Annotated in this window: 25 protein-coding genes and 1 riboswitch; of the genes, 9 read left to right on the top strand and 16 right to left on the bottom strand. The window is 58.1% G+C overall.

Annotation, left to right across the window (positions count from 1 at the left end; translation table 11 throughout):
* On the bottom strand, positions 1-950 hold a 950-nt coding region (gene ptrR, locus ACTD9P_RS19615; protein WP_438868995.1), incomplete at its 3' end, for a putrescine utilization regulator PtrR.
* 186 nt (positions 951-1136) lie between these two features.
* Here ptrR and ACTD9P_RS19610 point away from each other — a divergent pair.
* Positions 1137-2528: an aldehyde dehydrogenase family protein gene (locus ACTD9P_RS19610; RefSeq protein WP_438868994.1), complete on the top strand. Its 1392-nt coding sequence runs from the start codon at positions 1137-1139 to the stop codon at positions 2526-2528.
* Between the two features lie 344 nt (positions 2529-2872).
* Here ACTD9P_RS19610 and ACTD9P_RS19605 read toward each other — a convergent pair whose 3' ends face one another.
* From ACTD9P_RS19605 to ACTD9P_RS19595, 3 genes are all read right to left on the bottom strand, one after another.
* A complete protein-coding gene (locus ACTD9P_RS19605) occupies positions 2873-3265 on the bottom strand; it encodes a YciI family protein (RefSeq protein ID WP_200431395.1) in 393 nt (130 codons plus the stop codon).
* 142 nt (positions 3266-3407) lie between these two features.
* Positions 3408-3884, bottom strand: coding sequence for a hypothetical protein (locus ACTD9P_RS19600; RefSeq protein WP_438868993.1), 477 nt, complete (start codon positions 3882-3884; stop codon positions 3408-3410).
* A 30-nt stretch (positions 3885-3914) separates the two neighbouring features.
* A complete protein-coding gene (locus ACTD9P_RS19595) occupies positions 3915-4544 on the bottom strand; it encodes a hypothetical protein (RefSeq protein WP_438868992.1) in 630 nt (209 codons plus the stop codon).
* Positions 4545-4652: 108 nt separating this feature from the next.
* A riboswitch (cobalamin riboswitch) is annotated at positions 4653-4846 on the top strand.
* 116 nt (positions 4847-4962) lie between these two features.
* Here ACTD9P_RS19595 and ACTD9P_RS19590 point away from each other — a divergent pair.
* The 3 genes from ACTD9P_RS19590 to ACTD9P_RS19580 are packed head-to-tail and all read left to right on the top strand — an operon-like array spanning position 4963 to position 7735.
* On the top strand, positions 4963-5973 hold the full coding sequence (locus ACTD9P_RS19590) for an ABC transporter substrate-binding protein (RefSeq protein WP_438868991.1): 1011 nt from the start codon (positions 4963-4965) through the stop codon (positions 5971-5973).
* Positions 5970-6974 carry a FecCD family ABC transporter permease gene (locus tag ACTD9P_RS19585; RefSeq protein ID WP_438868990.1) on the top strand — a complete coding sequence of 335 codons (1005 nt, stop codon included), beginning with the start codon at positions 5970-5972 and terminating at the stop codon, positions 6972-6974. The genes ACTD9P_RS19590 and ACTD9P_RS19585 overlap by 4 nt, the downstream gene beginning before the upstream one ends.
* Positions 6971-7735: an ABC transporter ATP-binding protein gene (locus ACTD9P_RS19580; protein WP_438868989.1), complete on the top strand. Its 765-nt coding sequence runs from the start codon at positions 6971-6973 to the stop codon at positions 7733-7735. Before ACTD9P_RS19585 ends, ACTD9P_RS19580 begins: the two co-directional genes overlap by 4 nt.
* 25 nt (positions 7736-7760) lie before the next feature.
* On the opposite strand, the gene ACTD9P_RS19575 is transcribed toward ACTD9P_RS19580, so the two are convergent.
* The 5 genes from ACTD9P_RS19575 to ACTD9P_RS19555 all read right to left on the bottom strand — a co-directional run bounded on the left by ACTD9P_RS19575 (position 7761) and on the right by ACTD9P_RS19555 (position 10782).
* Positions 7761-8246, bottom strand: coding sequence for a GNAT family N-acetyltransferase (locus ACTD9P_RS19575; RefSeq protein ID WP_438868988.1), 486 nt, complete (start codon positions 8244-8246; stop codon positions 7761-7763).
* Positions 8246-8701, bottom strand: a complete 456-nt coding sequence (locus ACTD9P_RS19570) for a GNAT family N-acetyltransferase (protein ID WP_438868987.1) — start codon at positions 8699-8701, stop codon at positions 8246-8248. Before ACTD9P_RS19570 ends, ACTD9P_RS19575 begins: the two co-directional genes overlap by 1 nt.
* Positions 8702-8772: 71 nt before the next feature.
* Entirely contained in the window at positions 8773-9714 is a 942-nt protein-coding gene (locus tag ACTD9P_RS19565; protein WP_438868986.1) for an alpha/beta hydrolase, read from the bottom strand.
* Positions 9714-10154 (bottom strand): tryptophan-rich sensory protein TspO, encoded by a 441-nt coding sequence (gene tspO, locus ACTD9P_RS19560; RefSeq protein WP_200431385.1) that lies wholly within the window; start codon positions 10152-10154, stop codon positions 9714-9716. Before tspO ends, ACTD9P_RS19565 begins: the two co-directional genes overlap by 1 nt.
* A gap of 58 nt (positions 10155-10212) precedes the next feature.
* Positions 10213-10782 carry a nucleotidyltransferase family protein gene (locus ACTD9P_RS19555; RefSeq protein ID WP_438868985.1) on the bottom strand — a complete coding sequence of 190 codons (570 nt, stop codon included), beginning with the start codon at positions 10780-10782 and terminating at the stop codon, positions 10213-10215.
* A gap of 127 nt (positions 10783-10909) precedes the next feature.
* Here ACTD9P_RS19555 and ACTD9P_RS19550 point away from each other — a divergent pair, with 127 nt between their 5' ends.
* Positions 10910-11515: an SEN1982 family lipoprotein gene (locus tag ACTD9P_RS19550; protein WP_438868984.1), complete on the top strand. Its 606-nt coding sequence runs from the start codon at positions 10910-10912 to the stop codon at positions 11513-11515.
* Between the two features lie 441 nt (positions 11516-11956).
* Complete coding sequence (locus ACTD9P_RS19545; protein WP_122528559.1) at positions 11957-12196, top strand: DUF6124 family protein; 240 nt, start codon at positions 11957-11959, stop codon at positions 12194-12196.
* 37 nt (positions 12197-12233) lie between these two features.
* Here ACTD9P_RS19545 and ACTD9P_RS19540 read toward each other — a convergent pair whose 3' ends face one another.
* From ACTD9P_RS19540 to ACTD9P_RS19515, 6 genes are all read right to left on the bottom strand, one after another.
* A complete protein-coding gene (locus tag ACTD9P_RS19540; RefSeq protein WP_017136894.1) occupies positions 12234-12533 on the bottom strand; it encodes a 7(1) septoil knot domain-containing protein in 300 nt (99 codons plus the stop codon).
* A gap of 75 nt (positions 12534-12608) precedes the next feature.
* A complete protein-coding gene (locus tag ACTD9P_RS19535) occupies positions 12609-12842 on the bottom strand; it encodes a hypothetical protein (RefSeq protein WP_236448038.1) in 234 nt (77 codons plus the stop codon).
* Between the two features lie 311 nt (positions 12843-13153).
* Positions 13154-14779: a DUF2326 domain-containing protein gene (locus ACTD9P_RS19530; RefSeq protein ID WP_438868983.1), complete on the bottom strand. Its 1626-nt coding sequence runs from the start codon at positions 14777-14779 to the stop codon at positions 13154-13156.
* A complete protein-coding gene (locus ACTD9P_RS19525) occupies positions 14773-14994 on the bottom strand; it encodes an ABC-three component system middle component 7 (protein WP_438868982.1) in 222 nt (73 codons plus the stop codon). Before ACTD9P_RS19525 ends, ACTD9P_RS19530 begins: the two co-directional genes overlap by 7 nt.
* Positions 14991-15821 (bottom strand): ABC-three component system protein, encoded by an 831-nt coding sequence (locus tag ACTD9P_RS19520; protein WP_438868981.1) that lies wholly within the window; start codon positions 15819-15821, stop codon positions 14991-14993. The genes ACTD9P_RS19525 and ACTD9P_RS19520 overlap by 4 nt, the downstream gene beginning before the upstream one ends.
* Before the next feature lie 251 nt (positions 15822-16072).
* Positions 16073-16813: a BPL-N domain-containing protein gene (locus tag ACTD9P_RS19515; RefSeq protein WP_438868980.1), complete on the bottom strand. Its 741-nt coding sequence runs from the start codon at positions 16811-16813 to the stop codon at positions 16073-16075.
* A 126-nt stretch (positions 16814-16939) separates the two neighbouring features.
* On the opposite strand from ACTD9P_RS19515, the gene ACTD9P_RS19510 reads away from it, so the two are divergent.
* The 3 genes from ACTD9P_RS19510 (at position 16940) to solA (ending at position 19271) form a co-directional block, all read left to right on the top strand.
* A complete protein-coding gene (locus ACTD9P_RS19510) occupies positions 16940-17395 on the top strand; it encodes a VOC family protein (protein WP_438868979.1) in 456 nt (151 codons plus the stop codon).
* A gap of 176 nt (positions 17396-17571) precedes the next feature.
* Positions 17572-17922: a hypothetical protein gene (locus tag ACTD9P_RS19505; RefSeq protein ID WP_438868978.1), complete on the top strand. Its 351-nt coding sequence runs from the start codon at positions 17572-17574 to the stop codon at positions 17920-17922.
* A gap of 185 nt (positions 17923-18107) precedes the next feature.
* Complete coding sequence (gene solA / locus ACTD9P_RS19500) at positions 18108-19271, top strand: N-methyl-L-tryptophan oxidase (protein WP_438868977.1); 1164 nt, start codon at positions 18108-18110, stop codon at positions 19269-19271.
* 39 nt (positions 19272-19310) lie between these two features.
* Here solA and ACTD9P_RS19495 read toward each other — a convergent pair whose 3' ends face one another.
* Entirely contained in the window at positions 19311-19937 is a 627-nt protein-coding gene (locus tag ACTD9P_RS19495; RefSeq protein WP_438868976.1) for a glutathione S-transferase family protein, read from the bottom strand.
* Positions 19938-20035 lie beyond the last annotated feature (98 nt).

The raw sequence follows: 20035 nt of genomic DNA, 5'->3' as shown, positions 1-20035 counted from the left end.
AAGCTGAAGTCGTGACCTGGCGCAGCCTTGGCCAGTTCGGCGACCATCTGCTCGCGCATGCCGCGGATGCGCAGGCGCATTTCGGCAAGTTCCGCTTCCCATTGGGCGCGCAGCTCAGGGTTGTTCAAACTCTGCGACACCGTGCCCCGGCGCCAGATCAGCCAGGTATTGAGGAGGCGGAACGAGTCCGTCAACGGCCACACACTCACCGTCGTAAACCCCGGCATGCTCTCCAGCATGCTGCGCGGCATCAACGCCAGGCCGGCCCCGGCGCTGACGCAGGCGAGCATGCCGTGGTACGACTCCATCTCGAAGATCTTGCCCGGCACCGCGCCATCCTGTGAAAACCAACGCTCAAAGTGATGGCGATACGAGCAATTGGAGCGAAAGGTGTAGATGCTCTCCCCTGCCACATCCTGGCCCCGCGTGATCGGCGCATGGTGCAGCGGCGCAATCACCACCATCTCCTCCTCAAACACCGCCACGCCCTCCAGCGTCGCATGCAGCACCGGCCCATCGACAAACGCCGCCGCCAGGCGCCCGGACAACACGCCCTCGATCATCGTGCCCGACGGCCCGGTACTCAGGTCCAGCTCGACCTTGGTGTGTTTCTGGTTATAGGCCGCCAACAGCGCCGGGATGCGCACCGCCGCCGTGCTCTCCAGCGAGCCAAGCGCAAACGCGCCCTGAGGTTCCTCCCCCGCCACGGTGGCGCGGGCTTCCTGCACCAAATCAAGAATGCGCCGCGCATAACCGAGGAAATTCCACCCGGCTGGCGACAGGCGCAAGCGGCTTTTCTCACGGATAAACAACTCCACGCCCAAATCCTGCTCCAGCTGCTTGATACGCGTGGTCAGGTTCGACGGCACGCGATGAATCAACTGCGCGGCGGCGCTGATGCTGCCTTGCTCGGCAACGGCCTTGAAGATTTCCAGCTGCACCAAATCCAAATCATTCTCCAATCGCGAACATGATCGTTCCCACGCTCTGCGTGGGAATGCCGCCAGGGACGCTCCGCGTCCAAAATCCAACATCCATTCTCAATTCGAGAACGCATCACTTAATATTATTCAGTTTCCAGAAAACATGCACCCCCGTAGGCTGACCCCATTCCACTCATTCAGCCGGACGGTGCCATGAACGCTATTACTCACCAAACCCACGCCTTGTCGATCAACCCCGCCAACGGTGAAACGGTCGCCAGCTACCCCTACGAAACCGAGGCGCAACTGGACGCCGCCCTCAACCGCGCCACCGCAGCTTTCCGCACCTGGCGCCGCCAGCCGGTGAGCCAGCGTGCAGAGTTGCTGCTGGCCCTGGCCGGTGCATTGCGCGAGCAAGCCGAAGACATGGCCCAAATGATCACCCTGGAAATGGGCAAACCCATCGCCCAGGCCCGCGCCGAAATCGAAAAATGTGCACAGCTCAGCGAGTGGTACGCCGCCCAAGGCCCGGCCATGCTCGCACCGGAGCCGACCCTGGTGGATAACGGCAGCGCGCAGATCGAATATCGCCCGCTGGGCCCGATCTTCGCCGTGATGCCATGGAACTTCCCGGTATGGCAAGTGCTGCGCGGCGCCGTGCCGACCTTGCTGGCCGGCAACACATACGTGCTCAAACACGCGCCGAATGTGATGGGCAGCGCCTACCTGATCCAGCAAGCGTTCCAGAAAGCCGGTTTTGCCGAAGGCATTTTTGAAGTGGTCAACGTGACCAACGACGGCGTGTCCAAGGCCATCGCCGACCCACGCATCGCCGCCGTCACCCTCACCGGCAGCGTGCGTGCCGGTATCGCCATCGGCTCCCAAGCCGGTGCTGCGCTGAAAAAATGCGTGCTGGAGCTGGGCGGCTCCGACCCGTTTATCGTGCTCAACGACGCCGACCTCGACGCCGCCGTTCAAGCGGCCGTGATCGGGCGTTTCCAGAACAGCGGCCAAGTCTGCGCCGCCGCCAAGCGCCTGATCATCGAAGCAGGCGTGGTGGAAGCCTTCACCGCCAAGTTCCTCGAAGCCAGCCGCAACCTGGTGATGGGCGACCCGACGTCGACCGACACCTACGTCGGCCCGATGGCGCGTTTCGACCTGCGTGATGAGCTGCACGGGCAAGTCCAGGCCACCCTGGAAGAAGGCGCGACTTTGCTGCTCGGTGGCAATAAAGTCGCCGGCGCTGGCAACTACTACGAGCCGACCGTACTGGCCAATGTCACCGACCAGATGACCTCGTTCAAACAGGAACTGTTTGGCCCCGTGGCCTCGATCATTACCGCCCGCGATGCCGACCACGCGGTAGCGCTGGCCAATGACAGCGAATTTGGCCTGACGGCGAGCATCTTCACCACCGACTCGGCAAAAGCACGGGAGATCGCCAACCAACTGGAAACCGGCGGTATCTTCGTCAACGCATTCAGCGTGTCCGACCCGCGCGTAGCGTTCGGTGGGGTGAAAAAGAGTGGCTTCGGCCGCGAACTGTCGCACTTTGGTGTGCGTGAATTCTGCAACGCACAGACCGTGTGGCTGGATCGCAAATAAACCAGGCAACATCCTTCAACTGTGGGAGCGGGCTTGCTCGCGAAGGCGGTGTGTCAGTTGGCAAATTTGTCGACTGGCAGACTGCATTCGCGAGCAAGCCCGCTCCCACCCAAGCCGGCTCCCACCGTTGATCTTCGGTGTTTGTGGATGTGCGTGAATTCTGCAATGCGCAGACGGTGTGGCTGGGTCACAAATAAACCCGGCAACACCCCTTCAACTGTGGGAGCGGGCTTGCCTGCGATAGCGGTGCATCAGTGACAAATCCTTGGCTGACACGCTGCAATCGCAGGCAAGCCAGCTCCCACTCAAGCCAGCTCCCACCCTGGATCTGCTGTGTATGTGGATTAGTCCACCGTGACCTTGCCGGTAGAAAAATCGACCTTCAAATTCAACCGCCCCTCATTCACCAACCACGGCCGAATCGAAAACCTGCGCGCACCGCACTGATGCATCGGGTCCTCTGCGGCAATGGCCTTGGCATGCTCAATCGACGTTGCACGAATCACAAACATGCCGTCGCCATCCCAATACTGCTCATCGTCACTCCAATGCGGCCCGGCAGCGACCAGGATACCGTCGCGCTCGATCTTGCATTGATGCTCAAGGTGAATCGGCAAGTTCTGCATCACCGGGCCAAGCCCATCGGTTGGCGTTGAAAACACCACATAGAACTGCTTTTGCAGCATGCCCTTACTCGCCTCAAGCACTTGCTCGCGCGTTACCCGGTTTGTTTGCATGTTTGTACCCGTAGGACTGTCGACGTGGCGGCACAGGCCTTTTTCACCTGCAGCATTGGCCACGAAGCATTCCCCAACCCTGAGGGCGAGCGGTAGGCCAGTCGCAGGCATAAGACTTATGCCCGGCAGGCATGCATCTGAGTCAGAGCGCCCACAGGCGGATCAAGGCAAACCCCAAGTCTATATTGACGCATTCACGCCCATCCACCCACTCATCCCCGCGAAGGCGCCGCCCGGTGTTGGTCTCACGTTCACCTTTGGCAATCACCAGCACAAACAACCGGGCCGGGCATTCGAATGAACGCAACCGCTCGACATCAGCCCTTACCGACCAGTCGCCCTCCAGGCACTTGGCTTGGGATATGTCGCCCAAGCACTTGATTTCAGCGACCATGCTTGTTGAACCGCTGTCGTCCAGGGCATACAGGTCGGCTTTGCGCCGCTCGCCAATCGGCAAATCGGTCCAGATGCTGAGCTCCTGCTTGAACCAGGCATACAAACTGATTTCGGCCTGAATCCAGTGCTCGCGGCAACTGTTCAATTGCAGTACCTGTTCGAGTTTCTCGCCCATTTCACGAAAGGCCTGCTCGAACAAAACAATCCATTGATCAGCATTCATTGCCGGCTCCCTGTGTATGACGTATCGAGGCTAGTGCTTGACCGGCGCATCCCAGCAATCCGGCTGGCGTGCGCAGACATCGTATTGGCGATCCATCAAGGCCATGCGGTTGATGTGGGCATCGGTGGCCGCCCGGAACGACTGGTTGCTGGTGGTGATATAGGCCGCGGTGCGGTCACTCAGGCGTGCGCTTAACTGGCCTCGGGTGTGGGCATCCAGCGCCTGGGGCGCAGTGGCCATGGTTTGAAGTGTCACGTCGCTCAAGCGGCTCAACTCATCTCGGTAGGTGTTCAGGTATTCGGCACGGGCCGCGTCGTGCTGGTGGTTCAAGTCGTACTGCATCGCTTCCAGGTTCTGCTTGTAGAGCGCCCAATACCCCTCGGGCAGCACACCACCGTCTTGTTTACGCAATTTGGCAATGCGCGCGTCGTTATCCAGCGCCGGTTTGAGGACGGGCTTTTGCGACGAGATCACCACAGGGTCTTGCGTGATGATCTGGTCGATCCAGCCCGTTCGCGCCGGGTTCGAAGGCAGCACCTGCCCCAATGGCTCGAGGGGCACCGACGCAGCGGGTGGCGGTGGAGAAACTGACTGGGCGCAACCACCCAACAGCAACACAGTGCACAGCTGGGTCAAAACGAGGACGTGGCGAAAAGGCATAAGCTCTCCATGAGCAAGGACGAATCGAAAAGGCGCGGCGAATGACATCACTAGGCCAGTATCGTATTTCAGCCCATTGCTGATCAAGCTCCCACTGAACCACGCGATGAACTACCATACCGCGCCGGTTCCCAAACGGGACTAATAGGGAATTCGAAGCGCTGACCATCGCGCCAATCGAAACTGCCCCCGCAACTGTAGGTGCCGAGCCTGCTCCCCACTGCCACTGGACCACGTCCGGGAAGGCCGGAGCGAGGCGACGACGCATCAGTCAGGAGACCTGCCGGCAAAGCGTTATCACTAACCGGCGGGGTGTCCGGGAAGGACATCCGTGCCCTGCAAACCTGCAGCGTTCAAAGGTGTGTTTCCGAGCCGTACCTGCCCTGTTTTCATGTACGGTTCACTCGGAGATTGCCCCATGCTGCTACGCGTTTCGGCCCTGATCACTGGCCTGGGCTTTTGTGCCCTGGCCCACGCCACGCCGACTCACTACCCGCTGACGGTCGAAAACTGCGGCAGCAGTGTCACCTTCCAGCAAGCCCCGACACGCAGCGTGACCATCGGCCAGGCCGCCACCGAGATGCTTTACGCCCTGGGCGTTGCGGACAAAGTGGTCGGCACCTCGCTGTGGTTCAACAGCGTATTGCCGCAGTTCAAGGCGCAGAACGACAAGATCGCGCGCCTGGCCGACAACGAACCGAGCTTCGAAGCCGTGATCGCCAAACGCCCGCAACTGGTGGCCGCCGAACTGGAATGGGTGGTCGGCCCGCAAGGCGTGGTCGGTACCCGCGAGCAATTCCATGAACTGAAGATTCCCACCTACGTGCTGCCCTCCGACTGCGAAGGCAAGGACAACCTGGTGGGCGCTGACGGCACGCGGCTGGAGCCGTTTCGCATCGACACGATCTATAAAAGCATCAGCCAGTTGGCCGAGATTTTCGACGTGCAAGCGCGCGGCCAACAGTTGAATGACGAACTCAAGGCACGCCTGGCCAAGTCGGTCGCCACCGCGCAAGGCAAAGGCCTCAAGCATGCCAGCGCGCTGGTGTGGTTCTCCAGCAGCGAAATGGCTGCCGACCCGTACGTGGCAGGCCACAAGGGCATTCCCGAATTCATGCTGCAAACCCTCGGCCTGCGCAACGTGGTGCAGTCCGACGAAGAATGGCCTGCCGTCGGTTGGGAAACCATCGCCAAGGCCAACCCGACCTTCCTGGTAATTGCGCGCATGGACCGCCGCCGCTACCCCGCCGACGACCATGAAAAGAAACTCGCCTTCCTGCGCAGCGACCCGGTGACCCGCAACATGGACGCGGTGAAAAACAACCGCATCATCATTATTGACGCCCTGGCGTTGCAGGCCAGCATCCGTATGTTCGATGGCCTGGAACAACTGGCAAGCGCCATCGACGGCTACGACCTGCCCAAATGACCCGTACCCTACTCGCCCTCGCCGTGTTGCTGATGGCCGTGCTCGCCGGCACCGCCATCGGCGAAACCGCGATCGAACCGCAGGTGGTGTTGCAGGTGCTCGCCAACAAACTGTGGGCCGCCGGTTACGTGCTCGACCCGATCGACGAAGGCGTGGTGTGGAACTACCGCCTGACACGGGCGCTGGTCGCCGCCGCCTGTGGCGCAGGGCTGGCCACCTGTGGAGTGATTTTGCAGTCGCTGCTGCGCAACCCGTTGGCCGATCCGTACCTGCTGGGCATCAGTGCCGGCGCCTCGACCGGCGCAGTGTTAGTGGCGTTGATGGGCGTGGGCGGCGGTTTGATCTCGCTGTCAGCCGGCGCGTTTGTCGGTGCCATGGCGGCATTTGCGCTGGTGATATTGCTGGCACGGGCCAGCGGCTCAGTCAGCGGCACCGGCCAGATCATCCTCGCCGGCATCGCCGGCTCGCAGCTGTTCAATGCCCTCACCGCGTTCCTGATCACCAAGTCCGCCAGTTCCGAACAGGCACGCGGCATCATGTTCTGGCTGTTGGGCAACCTCAGCGGCGTGCGCTGGCCCTCGGTATGGCTGGCGGTGCCGGTAGCGGTCGCAGGCTTGGCAGTGTGTTTGTGGCATCGGCGTGCGCTGGATGCGTTCACCTTCGGCACCGACTCGGCGGCTTCACTGGGTATTGCGGTGCGGCGTGTGCAGTTTGTGCTGGTCGGTTGCGCGGCGTTGGTGACGGCGGTGATGGTGTCGATTGTCGGCTCCATCGGTTTTGTCGGGCTGGTGATTCCCCACGCCGTGCGCCTGCTGCTGGGCACCGGGCATTCGCGCTTGCTGCCGGCCAGTGCGCTGGGCGGCGCGTTGTTTCTGATTGCGGCGGATGTGCTGTCGCGCACCTTGATCAAGGGCCAGGTGATTCCGGTCGGTGTGGTCACGGCGCTGGTCGGCGCGCCAGTGTTTGCGCTGATCCTGATTGGCCGGAGGAATGCGCGATGACGGTACTCAGTTGCACCGGCCTGGGCTTTAAAGCGCGCGAAGCGCAGTTACTGCGCGATATTCACCTTGAAGTTCAGCCAGGTGAAACCTTGGGCATTGTTGGGCCGAATGGCTCGGGCAAATCTACCTTGCTCAAACTGCTCGCCGGGTTGCGTGTACCTGCGTCGGGCGAGGTGTTGCTGGGCGGCCAGCGCCTGGGCAGCCTGTCGCGCCGTAGCATCGCGCAGCAATTGGCCGTGGTGGAACAACAGGCCGACACCGACGATGCCATCCGCGTCTTCGACGCCGTGGCCCTGGGCCGCACGCCCTGGCTGTCGGCACTGAGCCCGTGGTCTGCCGAAGACGATGCCATCGTGCGCCAGGCGCTGCATGATGTGGACGCCACCCACCTGGGCCAACGCGCCTGGCGCAGCCTCTCTGGCGGCGAGCGCCAACGCGTGCACATCGCCCGCGCATTGGCGCAACGACCGCAGATCTTGTTGCTGGATGAGCCGACCAATCACCTGGATATCCAACATCAGCTGGCGATTTTGAAAGGCGTGCAGGCACTGCCAGTGACCACCTTGATTGCGCTGCATGACCTGAACCAGGCGCTGACCTGTGATCGTTTGGCGGTACTGGATCACGGCTGCCTGGTGGCATTGGGCAAGCCGCTGGAAGTGCTGACACCGCAGCGGTTGCAGGAGACATTCGGGGTACAGGCGCATTACCTGACAGACCCGTTTGATGGTGCGCAAATCCTGCGATTGCGCCCAATTTAACTGACTCTGTGGGAGCTGGCTTGATCTATAAATACCGCTGCATATGCGTCGTCTGCCACACCGGGTCGGCGTCGACGTCGATGACCTCAAAGCCCTGCCACCGCCAAAAATCAATCGCACCCGGCAAAAACGGATGGGTGTGCAGGTAAACCACCGCCACCCCATCCGCCTTTGCCTTCGCCTCTAACGCGCGATACAACCTGCCCGCCAGGCCAAAGCGCCGAAAAGCCGGGCGCACAAACAGGCGCACGACTTCCACCGTTTTAAACCCCTGGTAATTCAATCGAGGGAAACGGCCGTCATAAGGCAAGTAGCCGATCGCCGCGACGATCTGGTCATCTGCACGCGCGATCAGAAATTGCCCGCCGCCCTCAAGGTAGGTGGATTCAAATTGCGCCAAGTCGTCAGGCATCGCCGCTTCGCTGAGCTTAGGGAAAAGCTCGGCACGCGCTTGCAGCACAAAGGTCAGCACCTGGGGAATATCGGCAGCGGTGACCGCGTGAATGTTCATTACCCGCACGCTCGCTGGTAGAGAAGGTAGGCATTGGAGCCCGTCCCGACGCACACAAAACCTGCCTGCTCATACATCAGCCTGGCCGGGTTATCCGCCCGCACGCTCAAGCGCAGTTGCGTGAAGCCGCTACGCTTGGCCGCAACCGCATAAGCTTCCAGCAACACACGACCTATGCCCTTACGCCGGTACGCCTCGCTGACGCTGATGGTGCAAAGCTCGGCAGAATCGGCGTCGGGCATCCATAACGAATAACCCGCAAACCGCCCCTCCAGCGTTGCCACTGTCAGCCGGTCAAAATTCTCGACCCACACGGCCAGGTTTTGCTCCAAGTGCAGCCGCCATGCGGACTCGTGAGCCGGCTCCCAACATTGGATGTAGGCCAACTCGCCGCGGTAAATCAGTGGCAGGTCGGTGACGATAGCCAGCCTGAGCGTCACGTGTAAGTCGCACATCGCACTGCCCTTGGTAACTGACGACAAGAAGGCTTGAGATGACCGACGCTGTGAAAAAAAGGGGGTTTCATCTAGTCCTGAGCGGCCTGCACCTTAATGTGAGCCGTGATCCACGCGCGGCTATGGGCAAGCACTGCCTGCGCCATCGCCACCGGAAAATGAATAAACCCATGGGCAGATTCCGGTAACAGATGGGCTTGCACCTCTGCCGCTATGCCCCAGCGTTCGGCGATCAGCAGCGTGTCGTCTTTAAGCGGGTCCAACTCCCCTACAAACATTAACGCAGGTGGCAGCCCAGTGAAGTCGCCATACAACGGCGACAACGGCGGCTGCCGGCGTTCTTCATCACTCAAGCCCGGCGTCAGCATGCGCAGCGCTTCAACCATTCCCGGTCCGTCCAGCAACAATGTCTCTGGCCCCGCCGTGCGCACGCTCGGTGTGCCGGTCAAGTCGTATACGCCGTAGTACAACACCGCACCGCTCACACGCTTGAGCAATTCAGGCCATTGCTTAAGTGCCAGCAAGGTTGCCGCCGCCAGATGCCCACCGGCAGATTCACCCACGACGAACACCGGCAAATCGGCAAACTCATCACTGCCGAGCAGCCAGCGCGCGGCATTCAGGCAATCCTCTATCAGCCCCTCAACCGGCGTGTCCACCGCCAGCCGGTAATCCACCGACACCACCGCCACGCTGCACGCCTGCACCATGCCCAGGTTCAAGTCGTCATCCATCTGCGCATTGCCGATCACCCAGCCGCCGCCGTGGATATCCAGCACCACGCCTTGGGTTTTCCCCTCGGGCCGCAGGATGCGCACGGGCACCGAGCCGCCCCATCGGGTTTCGGCCACCGGCGCTTTCTTTATCGCTTGGCTGACCCGCAACAGGGCCTGGATCAAACGCGGCGTGACGCGGTTGCGGATTTTGAAACGCGGCAGCCAGGCCAGCTTTTTATTGAACTGGCGCATCTGGGCCAGCTCAGCCTCGCTCGCGGGCCAGCGTTTATGAGCCATCAGCGGTTATTACGCAAAATCGAGAAATTCAACGCCGCCGCCACACTCAGCCACGCCAGGTACGGGAACAGGATCAAGCCGGTGATCAAGTCCAACCGCAACGCCATCACCACCAACGCCGCCACCACCAGCCACAGCAGCACAATCACCACCATCCCGGCCACGATGTTATGCGCGCCGAAAAACACCGGCGTCCACAGCGTGTTCAGCGCAATCTGCGCCGCCCACAAGCCCAAGGCCAATTGGCTGCCGGGAATCATCGTCAGGCGATAGCCCGCCCAGGCGAGCAGCAGGTAGATAACCGTCCAGGCCACCGGAAACAACCAATTGGGTGGGGTGAAGCTGGGTTTGACCAGGCTTTCATACCACTGGCCGGGCTTGAAAATGACGCCGGTACTGGCGGCCGCGCCGCAGGCGATGAGGAAAATCAGAAAGATCATGGGCTATCCACTCTCAGGGTTCATTTCAACATAGGACGCGTCAGCAACCGGTAAAAGTTCACAAATCATCCGGCGAAACGATCGTGAGCCAAGGCCAGCGCGCCTGATAACTGCGGGCCTTGGCGGCGAACAACTCAGGCTCGGGGTGCAGCGGGTTAATCCGCAACACGCCCTGCTCCACATCCGCTAACCCATAGGGTGCATACACCTCGCCCGTGTCGATCTCCAGCCCGATGCACGTGCCGGCCACCAGATAACGGTCCACGCCTTGTTTAGCCGAGTGCAACTGTGGATAAGGCCGACCAAAGCGCTCGCCGTACCAAAGATGCACCCGCGCCTGGTTCTTGACCTCGACACTGACGCCCAAATCCTCAAACAACCGCGCGGCGGCGCGGATCACTTTGTCCTCAGCTTCGTAGGACAGATCGGTGTCGAAGTAAAAGACGTCGTAGTCCTTTACGCCCTGAGCCGCAGGCAAGTTTGACTGATGGTTCCAGACGGCCTGGAACAGGCAGCCCGCCGTAAGCATGCACTGCTCCACACCAAGGTCGGGCAGGCGCGCGGTGATTTCGGCGTTGATGGGGTTGGCCATGGCCAGGTCGAGCAGGGTTTTGACGGTCAATGTCATGGTGGGCATTCCTTGTGTATTCAGGGTGGCTCAAGTCACCGAACCTACACGACGGCGGGGAGGGTTTCGTGACAGCAATGTTTCTATACACTTTGCCCGCCCGCCACCAATCGTCAAGGATAAAACGATGCGAATCAGAGAAATGGCCCTCATCACCACCGCCGCTTTGCTGCTCACCGCCTGCAGCGACAGCCCGTCGGACGCCGACATTCAAGCCGCGATGCAACCCAAGCTGGAAGGCGCTTCCTGCATCAAGGCGGCGATGTTCAACCGCTTCCCGGTGACCCTGAGTGACAGCGCCATGAGCGGCACCTCCAGCGCCAACCAACCGGCCTTCGATGCGCTGACCGACGCCGGTCTGCTGGCCAAAAGCGCCAACACCTACAGCCTCACCGACAACGGCCGCGCCGCCTACGTGCAGCAAGAGTCCGGCTTTTGCTACGCCCAAGGCTATGAAATCGCCAAGATCCAGAACATCGCCGCCAACCCCAACCCGATGGGCGCCGCCGTGGATAAATCCTGGGTGGTGACCGTGGACATCCGCCAGAAAACCATCGCCGACTGGGCCAACACCCCGGCGATTGAAAAACTGGCCCGCAACCCGGAAAACCTCTCCGAAGTGCCCAAAACCTACACCGTGGTAGTGGGCCGCTTGAAGGGTGAGCAAACGCTAAAGCTGATCGACCCACGGTTTTCGATCATGCGTGGGGTTGGGGTGAACCAGGCCTACTGACCAGTACAGCTCACCTGTGGCGAGGGAGCTTGCTCCCGCTGGGCTGCGCAGCGGCCCCAAAATAGTGAGAACACCTCGCACTGGAGCACCATCCCGGTCCAGCGGTAGCAAGTTCCCTCACCACAGATGATGTAATGCCCTGCACCACCTTGCTCCATTGCCTACGCGTGCGTCAGAATCCGCCAGCTTGTGTGCTGAGGTGGCCGTCTCTAAGGTGGCTCGGTCGCTGAATGTTCAGTGATCGGGTTTAGTAGCCTGAGTTGGGTATTGAAAAGTGCATGAGCTTCATCAATCAGACATTGCGTCTGTGCTTGATGGTGGCTGTGCGTAGGGCGTCCTCGGGCGCGCCGGCTTTGATATCCACCGGTCTACTAACCTGCGCACAGCTGCCACCTTTTCGTTTAGTAGCGAAAAGATGGCGGCCAAAACCAGGATATCGTTATGACTCAAGCAAAAACTGACTCAACCACCCTCTTCACCGTCGTCCCCGACGCCAGCACCGAAACCCTCATCACCAACAGCTACGAAACCTTCACCAGCGTCAGCACACTACTGCTCGACCTGTCCGAAGACCTGTGCGGCAAACACCGCGACATCGCCCTCGCCATCCACCAACTAAGCGAACTGGGCGTGCTGCTCACGGCCAAATTGCTCGACCGTGAGGCGCCTTGCCCTGGCTGATAAATAGCCTAAGGCAGCGCCGCTGATGGCGCTGCCTTCAATTAACTCCAGGGAACGAATCAACGTACTGAATGGTGAAGTCAGGAAAGGAGTCAACAATCTGGATCTTGTAGTCAGGGAAGCTCTCGACTGTTTTCCACTTGCCGGCCGAATCGGGAAAACTGCTCACCTGTTTTACCTTAAGGTCAGGGAAACTGTTTACTACCTTGACCTTATAGTCCGGGAAGCTACTGACGAACTTGATATTGCCGTAAATCTTCGACACATCAACAGTCGTATCAGCTTGAGCGCCGAAGGCACACGCCAGCAGCAGCGACGCGAGAGCAACTTTGAACATGGCAGCCTCATCCTGAGCAATAAAAGGCGCCCAGTCTAACGCCCTGCGCGCGCAACTTCCTGTAGTGCCGGGTGCTTAACCCTTCAACTCACCCGCACGGTTGCTCGCCGCATCGTCGTAAGCCACATACAAGGATTCGGCAATCTGGCTCTTGATGGCTTTGGTGGATTCCAGGCCCAGTACAAACCCTTCGGCTTTGCCGCCAGCGCGGTTGAGTTCTTCGTGGGTGGAAGCGCCGGTGATGGCGTCAAGCAGTTTGGTGGCGTGAGGGCCTACGCCTTTGGGGAGGGAGATTTGGTCGATGGACATGGCGATACCTTGATAAAAAAATGATCGGGAGCGCATGGACCACTGCCGGGGGGTGCCATGGTAGACCGGTTAGCGTGGAAAGGGGGTGGTTTCGGCCAGAGGCGACAATCCAATCGGTGAAATCTCACAGATGGTCAACGCGCTCCATTGCTGAGCTATCACGTCGGTGCGGCGTACTTGTCTGAACGTCGCTCGCCAGCTTTTCGTACAAAGCCTAGGACGATGGAGACCAATTTAATAGGGGGACGGAGCGACGCTTTGCGACTCATGGCAGCAGGGTTGTGCGACTGCCATGTAGAGCAATTTTTGAGTCAGTCGACTGGGTTGTTGTCTTTCTCTTTGCGCCAGTCCACGGTGTAAAGAAGCTTCTCGGCGTTCAGGTACAGTACGGCGCATGATTCGACGAGTGTCTTTGCCGAGGTTGATTCTACGATTTCTCCGTCGAGCGAAATGAAGCTTTGCTGACTCAGAGACTGGTACACATGAAGTATGTTTTCAATCGCTTTGTTTTCGACGTTTTTAAATAAAATTGAATCGTGAACCAAGAATGGAATAGTGGTATGCCTTAGCAACGAGGTGTCTAGAAGGATTAGGTTCGAATAAGCTTTGCCTGTGCCGGTATCCTTGGGTATTTCATAGCTGTATTTTTCCGGCATGAGTTCAAGTTCAGGTGAAGCTCGGACCTCTCCGTAGATGAAGTTCACTAAACCCTTGATGTCTTTGTTCAGGCTGCCTTCAATATCTGACAATATGACTATTTTTTGTTCTTTCAGGCTGACTTTAAGATTTTTGATTATTCTTTTGATATCAGTAAATTTTTCATACAACTCGTTTTCCTTGGTAAGGCTGGAAAGTTCCAAGGAGATATCAATTACCGAGTCGACAATAAAAGCAGCGTTGCCAGAGTTTTTCAACGCCTTGGCGATGGCTGCGTTGCATGTGAAAATCTGGGCATCAACAATTCCTAACTGTTCGGACAACTCTTGCTCTTTTGCTTTAATTTCCTTGCGAAGTATACGAGTCAAGCCATTATGAAAAGACTCAATGCTGTCTAGTTTTTCTAGGTTGAGCGACGGAATGATTTCAAGCAGCGGTTGGAAGCTTCGCTTGGAGATATTTTTATTGTCCTCAAGATTGGCTCTGACTCGCTCAAGCTCGCTAGAGATAGACATCTTTATTTCGAGCAATTGATTTTTTTGAGTTTTTTGCTCTAGAACGGCTTCGTCAATCAACTCATTGATAGAAATCGCCAAGCTGGAGATTTCAGTTCTGATTTTGTCCAAGCGGCCTTTCTGGAGCGCAATATCTTCAGTATTTTTATTGTATTTCGTCTTGGTGATTTTGGGAATGATGCTTTGTTTTGCCGCCGCATTGAGGGACTTTTGCCCAGCTAGCAAACTGGCCTGCCGTATCGACATGTCTGCCAGTGGACTAAACCGTTTGAAAACTTTAATCAGCCAATCAATGCACTGGGACCCGCTTTCCTGGTTGAAATTATGGAGAGGCCTCCTTACGTCTAGGTTGTCACGCCCCCAAACTCGCGTAACCATAGACACTACGGATCGGAAACTCAGGTCTTCAATGCTGTTGGTGTAGTGAAGTCGCAAGAAGCCTAGATAGGCTGAGATGCTAAGTTCGAGCTTGGAACCATCGGATTCATGAAGATGCAGAAGCGTAGGGGTGCCGGTGTTTCTTTCAAAAATATAGCCTTTATCTAATTGAAGCTTGAATATGTAGCTGTGATGCCCCAGTGTTTCGGGAACATCTTTGCTATGGGTTATCAGCGTGTCACCGCCACAAACGAAATCGATGATTTTCAGAAGTGTTGACTTGCCAATCGAGTTGGAGTTGGCGCGATCGCCCACGACAATGTTTAATTTTTCCTTGAAGGCGATGCGCTTTTCAGTGAACCACTCGCAGTCGATATAGGTCAGCATCTTGAAACAATCCCTGTCGTGAGGTTTACCTGGAGAATATTGCTAAGATGTAGGATTTCTATGGCGTAGAGAAACAGCTCGATGGAACCTATACTTGAAGACGTTTTTTTGTACAGTTCCCCAAGCGATATGGGTTGCTCGACGGAGGCGTGCACCTTTTCTGCATGGCCCAAAGACGATTCTGCGAATGATACAAATTTATTTGGCGTGATCATTCAAAAATCTCGCAGTTTTGAATAAAAAATGACGCGATAATTTCCGAGGCTTCATTGGAGTCAGAACCAGAGCGATGACAAATCCAATCTACGATATTCTTGAATATTACTTGTTGGTTCTGTGTTTGCTTCCTTTGTAGCAAATAGTAAGTTTTTACTTGAAGAGAAATCATAGTCGATGAGTCCGGAGACTCTGCTTCCACCAGCTGTAACTTTTTACGCACGAAAGAAAAATAATTGCTGACATTTTCCTTGATGCGGTTCTTTGTTAGACGCGTCATGGTGTCATTGATCTTCGTGCTGAGTTCTTTTGGCTCAAGACTCAGCTCGACATCCACATCTGATACATCTTCAAGCGCATCAATAATTTTCGCAATTTCGTTCTCAATGGCGTACTCATCCATGAGCTTGAACTGACGGTTACGTTCAATGATTGACTGCTTTAACGCGACCATTTCCCTGTAACCATCAACTGTCCGTGGATTGTCGAATTCAGTATGACAAAGAATGCAAAGAGCGATGAGATTGTCCGGGTGATCCACGTTTTCGTGTAGCCTGAATTCATCTTTGAGAAGCCCTAACTCTTTAGGCTTAGGATTTAGTGGATAGATATGTGCAAGTTCATATTTTTTATTTGATGTCTTGGCCTTCTCGTACATTAGGGGCTTTCGACATTTAGGACATTTGGCCGAAACCTCACCAACTAACATGATATTGATGTTTTCGGAGAAACTCTTGCGTTTGTTCGTGGGCATGCTCTGATCCTTGAGAACGAAGCGAGCAAAAGAAGCTGGAGCGGATGATAGCGGAATGAGATCGCTAGACATAGTCTCTCACTCGGTCAAAGGCCTCTACGTGCTGCCCCCTATGTTTCAGAATTAGCTCTGGCTTGGTCCTCACGGCTTTGCGCCCGTGTCGAGAGCAGCCAACGCTGGGTTATTCGGGGTGGTTTCTGACCACTTTTACGATACTTGTGGCGGACACGGAAGCCTTACGAAAACTGTCTTGCGAATGCCTGCTACTGGCCGAAAGCCACACTCCTTAACCAGCAACCACCCTACAAGCATAAACACAAAAATTACTCCCCAACCCTCCCCACCAACACCCCAAACAACTCCCCCTTCGGCATCTCACTCACCGCAATCCCCGCATTCTCAAACCACTCCTTCCCCGCCTCCGGATGCGGCCCGCTCAGCACCACCACGCCCTTCTCATACCGATACCGCGCCGCCGCCACATCGCCATTGCGATAAGTCGCGATCACCGTATACGGCGCGCGCCCATCAGCCTTGGGAAAGTACGGCCCATCCTGATAGAACACACTGTCCGGCTTGCCATCCCACACCACCCGCACCGCTGCGTCTTCAATCCCGCGCACTTCAAACCCCGGCCGCCCGGCTTCGGAGTCGAGGTCCTGGGTTATCAACCCGAAGTTGCTGTTATCGGCAAGATAAGCGCCCATGCATAACCCCAGGTAGCGCCCGCCCTTGGCCACGTACTCTCGAATGGCGTCCACGCGTGCATCACCGAAGCTGTCGAGCGCAGCCGGAATATCCTGCCCACCGCCCGGCTGAACATAGAGGTCATACCGCGCAAGGTTTTGCGGGGTGATGTCGATGGCTTCATCCGCGCCCACAAAGTCGATCTGGTAGTTGGGGCTGAGCCGCAGCAAGGCGTTTTTGACGTTCTCGGAACAGTCATCGCAGCCCGCCGGGCCACGGTAGATGGCGACGTGGGTGATGGGCGTTGCGGCCTGTGCCCAGGGTGATTGCAGGGTGGTGAGTACAAAAAATGCGGCAGCGATGGCGGGCAGTTTCATGGTTGTGGGCTCAGCGAACAGGGGGTTAGGACTGTTCAAAGCCTATATCGAACGCGTCTTTGAATTCGTTAACAGTTGTAAATCGGCTACTGTCGCCTGAAACCACATTCGCCAAGAGGGCCTGTAATGGAGCTGAAGTTCAGCCACGTCGACGTACTGGTCGAGAGCCTTGAAGAAACCTGCGCGTATTACGCCAAGATCCTCAAGGCCAAAATCTCCAACACCCAGGTGTGGGAACGCGGCGGGCTGCATGTGCGGTATGCGGTGGCGTTGATGGGCCAGGAGCGTTTTATGCTGGTGCAGCCGTTGGCGGGCAACTTGCGCGAGCTGTTGGATGCGCACGGTGAGGGCATGATTTATCGGCATTGCTACACCACGCCGGATATCGAGGTGGCCTATGCCGAGTTGATGGCCGAGGGCGTGCAGCCGCAGGATGAAAACGGCCGGCCGTTAAGCCTGGCGGATCTGCAGTCGCCGTCCGGCACGCGCATTATTTGGTTGCCCAAGCGTTTTGGGCATTTCTCCATCGAGATTCTGGAGGAGAAAGGCTTGGAGGCGTTTATGGTGGCTGCGTTTGCTTGAACGGCGTTGCATTGGTTGCAGCGACATCCATTACGCGCTGTCTGAGCGCACGCTGTTGAAGCGCGGTGTGACATTCAGGTCTAAGGCGTTTCACTTCAAACCGATGGGAACAACTGGCTTATCTGTGAATACGGGCCGGATGATGTGATGACTTTTTTTGAATTTCAGGACTTTTGATGCCCCTAACCAAACGCGACACCGCCCGCCTCGAACGCCGCCTGGTGGCCACCCTCACCCAAGCCTGCGAAACCGCCAAGGCCGAAATCCCGGGCTTCGAGTGGCTGACTCATACGGTTGATTACGCCGCGTTCCCCCAAAGTTTGCGGGTGATTTGGGTGTTCGATACGCGGGCCAATAAGGATTTGGCCCTGGCAAACGGGGCGGATCAACGTATGCGCGAACTGACGGCTGCGGCGTTGCACGACGCCGAGGTGGCCTCGGTGAAAATCGAGCGCTGCGTGCGCTTTGATTGCGAAGAAGCCTGCAACCTCCAGCATGGCGGCGATTGGCGGGCGCGACTGGCCTGATACTGCTGCGATGCAGGTGTCTCGGTTGGGCCGGTCGACTGCGTTGATGCCCTTGCAGGCAAGCCAGCTCCCACAGGGGATTGTGGGGCTTCCTGAACGGGGTGCACGCTACCGCCTGATCCGCCATTGTTTTTTCCCGCGCCTTAGCCTCAACTACGCCCTCACCTCATACGCGAGTACTCACCTTGGAACGCTATGAATCGCTGGTCATCGGCCTGGGTGCCATGGGTGCCGCCACGGTGTATCAACTGGCGAAAGCCGGTGTAAACGTCGCCGGTATCGACCGTTATCACCCGCCCCACACGCTGGGCTCCAGCCATGGTGACACGCGTATCACGCGGCTGTCGGTAGGTGAAGGCGCGCAATACGTGCCCATCGTGCGGCGTTCCCACGCTATCTGGCGTGAGCTTGAGGCGTTGTCGGGGGAGGCGCTGTTTGAGCAGTCGGGGTTGCTGGTGCTCACCTCCCGTGACGACTTCGACCCCGGCGATGCAACCGATTTCACCCTGCGCACCATAGGCCTGGCACAAACCTATGGCATCGAACATGAGTTGCTCAACGCTACGCAGATTCGCCAGCGTTTCCCGCAGTTTGCCCAGGTGGCGGACAGCGCTATCGGCTACTACGAGCCCGGCGGCGGCTTTGTGCGCCCTGAGCGCTGCATTGATGTGCAGCTCACGCTGGCCGAGCAACACGGCGCCACGCTGTACAAAGGCGAGACGGTGACGCACATCAGTTCGGATGTTCAAGGCGTCACGGTGACCACCGACCAGCGCACGCTGCAGGCCGACAAGTTGGTGGTGAGTGCAGGCAACTGGGCCGGCGGTTTACTCGGCGCGCCGTTTGATCGGTTGCTGAGTATTTACCGGCAACAGCTGTTCTGGTTCGCGCTGGAGCCTGAGGCCGACCTGGTGGGCAAATCCCCCACCTATATCCTCACGCACGATCAAGGCCAGACCCACTACGGTTTCCCGGCGTTGCCCGGCGAAGGCAGCCTGAAACTGGCTACGGCGCAATATCACACCACCTCCACGCCGCAAACGCTGGACCGCACGGTCTCGGCGGCGCAAGAGTGGGAGATGTACGAGCAGCAGGTAAAGGGCCGTATCACCGGCGTGTCGGCCAAGGTGGTCAAGTCCGCGGTGTGTGCCTACACCGTGACCCCGGACCACGATTTCATCATCGACGAACACCCCACGCTGCCGCACACCCTGGTGGTGTCGCCATGCTCGGGGCACGGCTTCAAGCATTCGGCGGCGCTGGGTGAGGCGTTTGCGCAGTGGTGCATGCGTGGGTCGAGTGACCTGGACCTTTCGGCGTTTTCGTTGAAGCGTTTTGAACGTCAATAAACCGCAGACTACGGGGGCACGCGTGCCCCCAGCCTAGCGTCACTTGGCAAACGCGTACTCGCCGCCCTGCTCCACCGCCTTGCGATACGCCGGCCGCGCCTGGAAGCGTTGCACCCAGGCTGCCAGGTTCGGATAAGCCTGCAACTTGCCCTGGGCCTTGGCGATTTCGCCGATAAAGCTCATCTGCACATCCGCGCCGCTCAGCTCGTCACCTAACAGGTAAGGCTTATCCGCCAGCACGCTGTTGAGATAGCCCAGGTAGTTGGCCACCTCCGATTCGATACGCGGGTGCAACGGCGCACCGGCCTCGCCCAAACGGCCAATGTAGAGGTTGAGCATCAATGGCAGCATGGCCGAGCCTTCGGCAAAGTGCAGCCATTGCACGTATTGGTCATAGGTGGCCGTGGCAGGATCAGGTTGCAGGCGACCTTGACCGTGGCGGCGAATCAAGTAGTCGATGATCGCGGCGGACTCGATCAGCACGAGGTCGCCGTCTTCGATGACCGGGGATTTGCCCAGGGGGTTGATGGCTTTGAGCTCGGGTGGCGCCAGGTTGGTTTTCGGGTCGCGTTGGTAGCGCTCGATCGCGTAGGGCAGCCCGAGTTCTTCGAGCAGCCAGAGGATGCGCTGGGAGCGCGAATTGTTGAGGTGGTGGACGGTAATCATGGGCAACTCCGCAGGGTAAGCGTGGGTGTCTGGGCATGAGACTACGCTCCCCTTGTGGAGTGCCCACAATTTATTGTGCCAGCCCCTTCACCCGAGGC

This window comes from Pseudomonas onubensis (assembly GCF_965653655.1).
Classification (GTDB): domain Bacteria; phylum Pseudomonadota; class Gammaproteobacteria; order Pseudomonadales; family Pseudomonadaceae; genus Aquipseudomonas.
The sequence above is the reverse complement of the archived record's forward strand: the minus strand, read 5'-3'. Positions and strand labels throughout refer to the sequence as shown.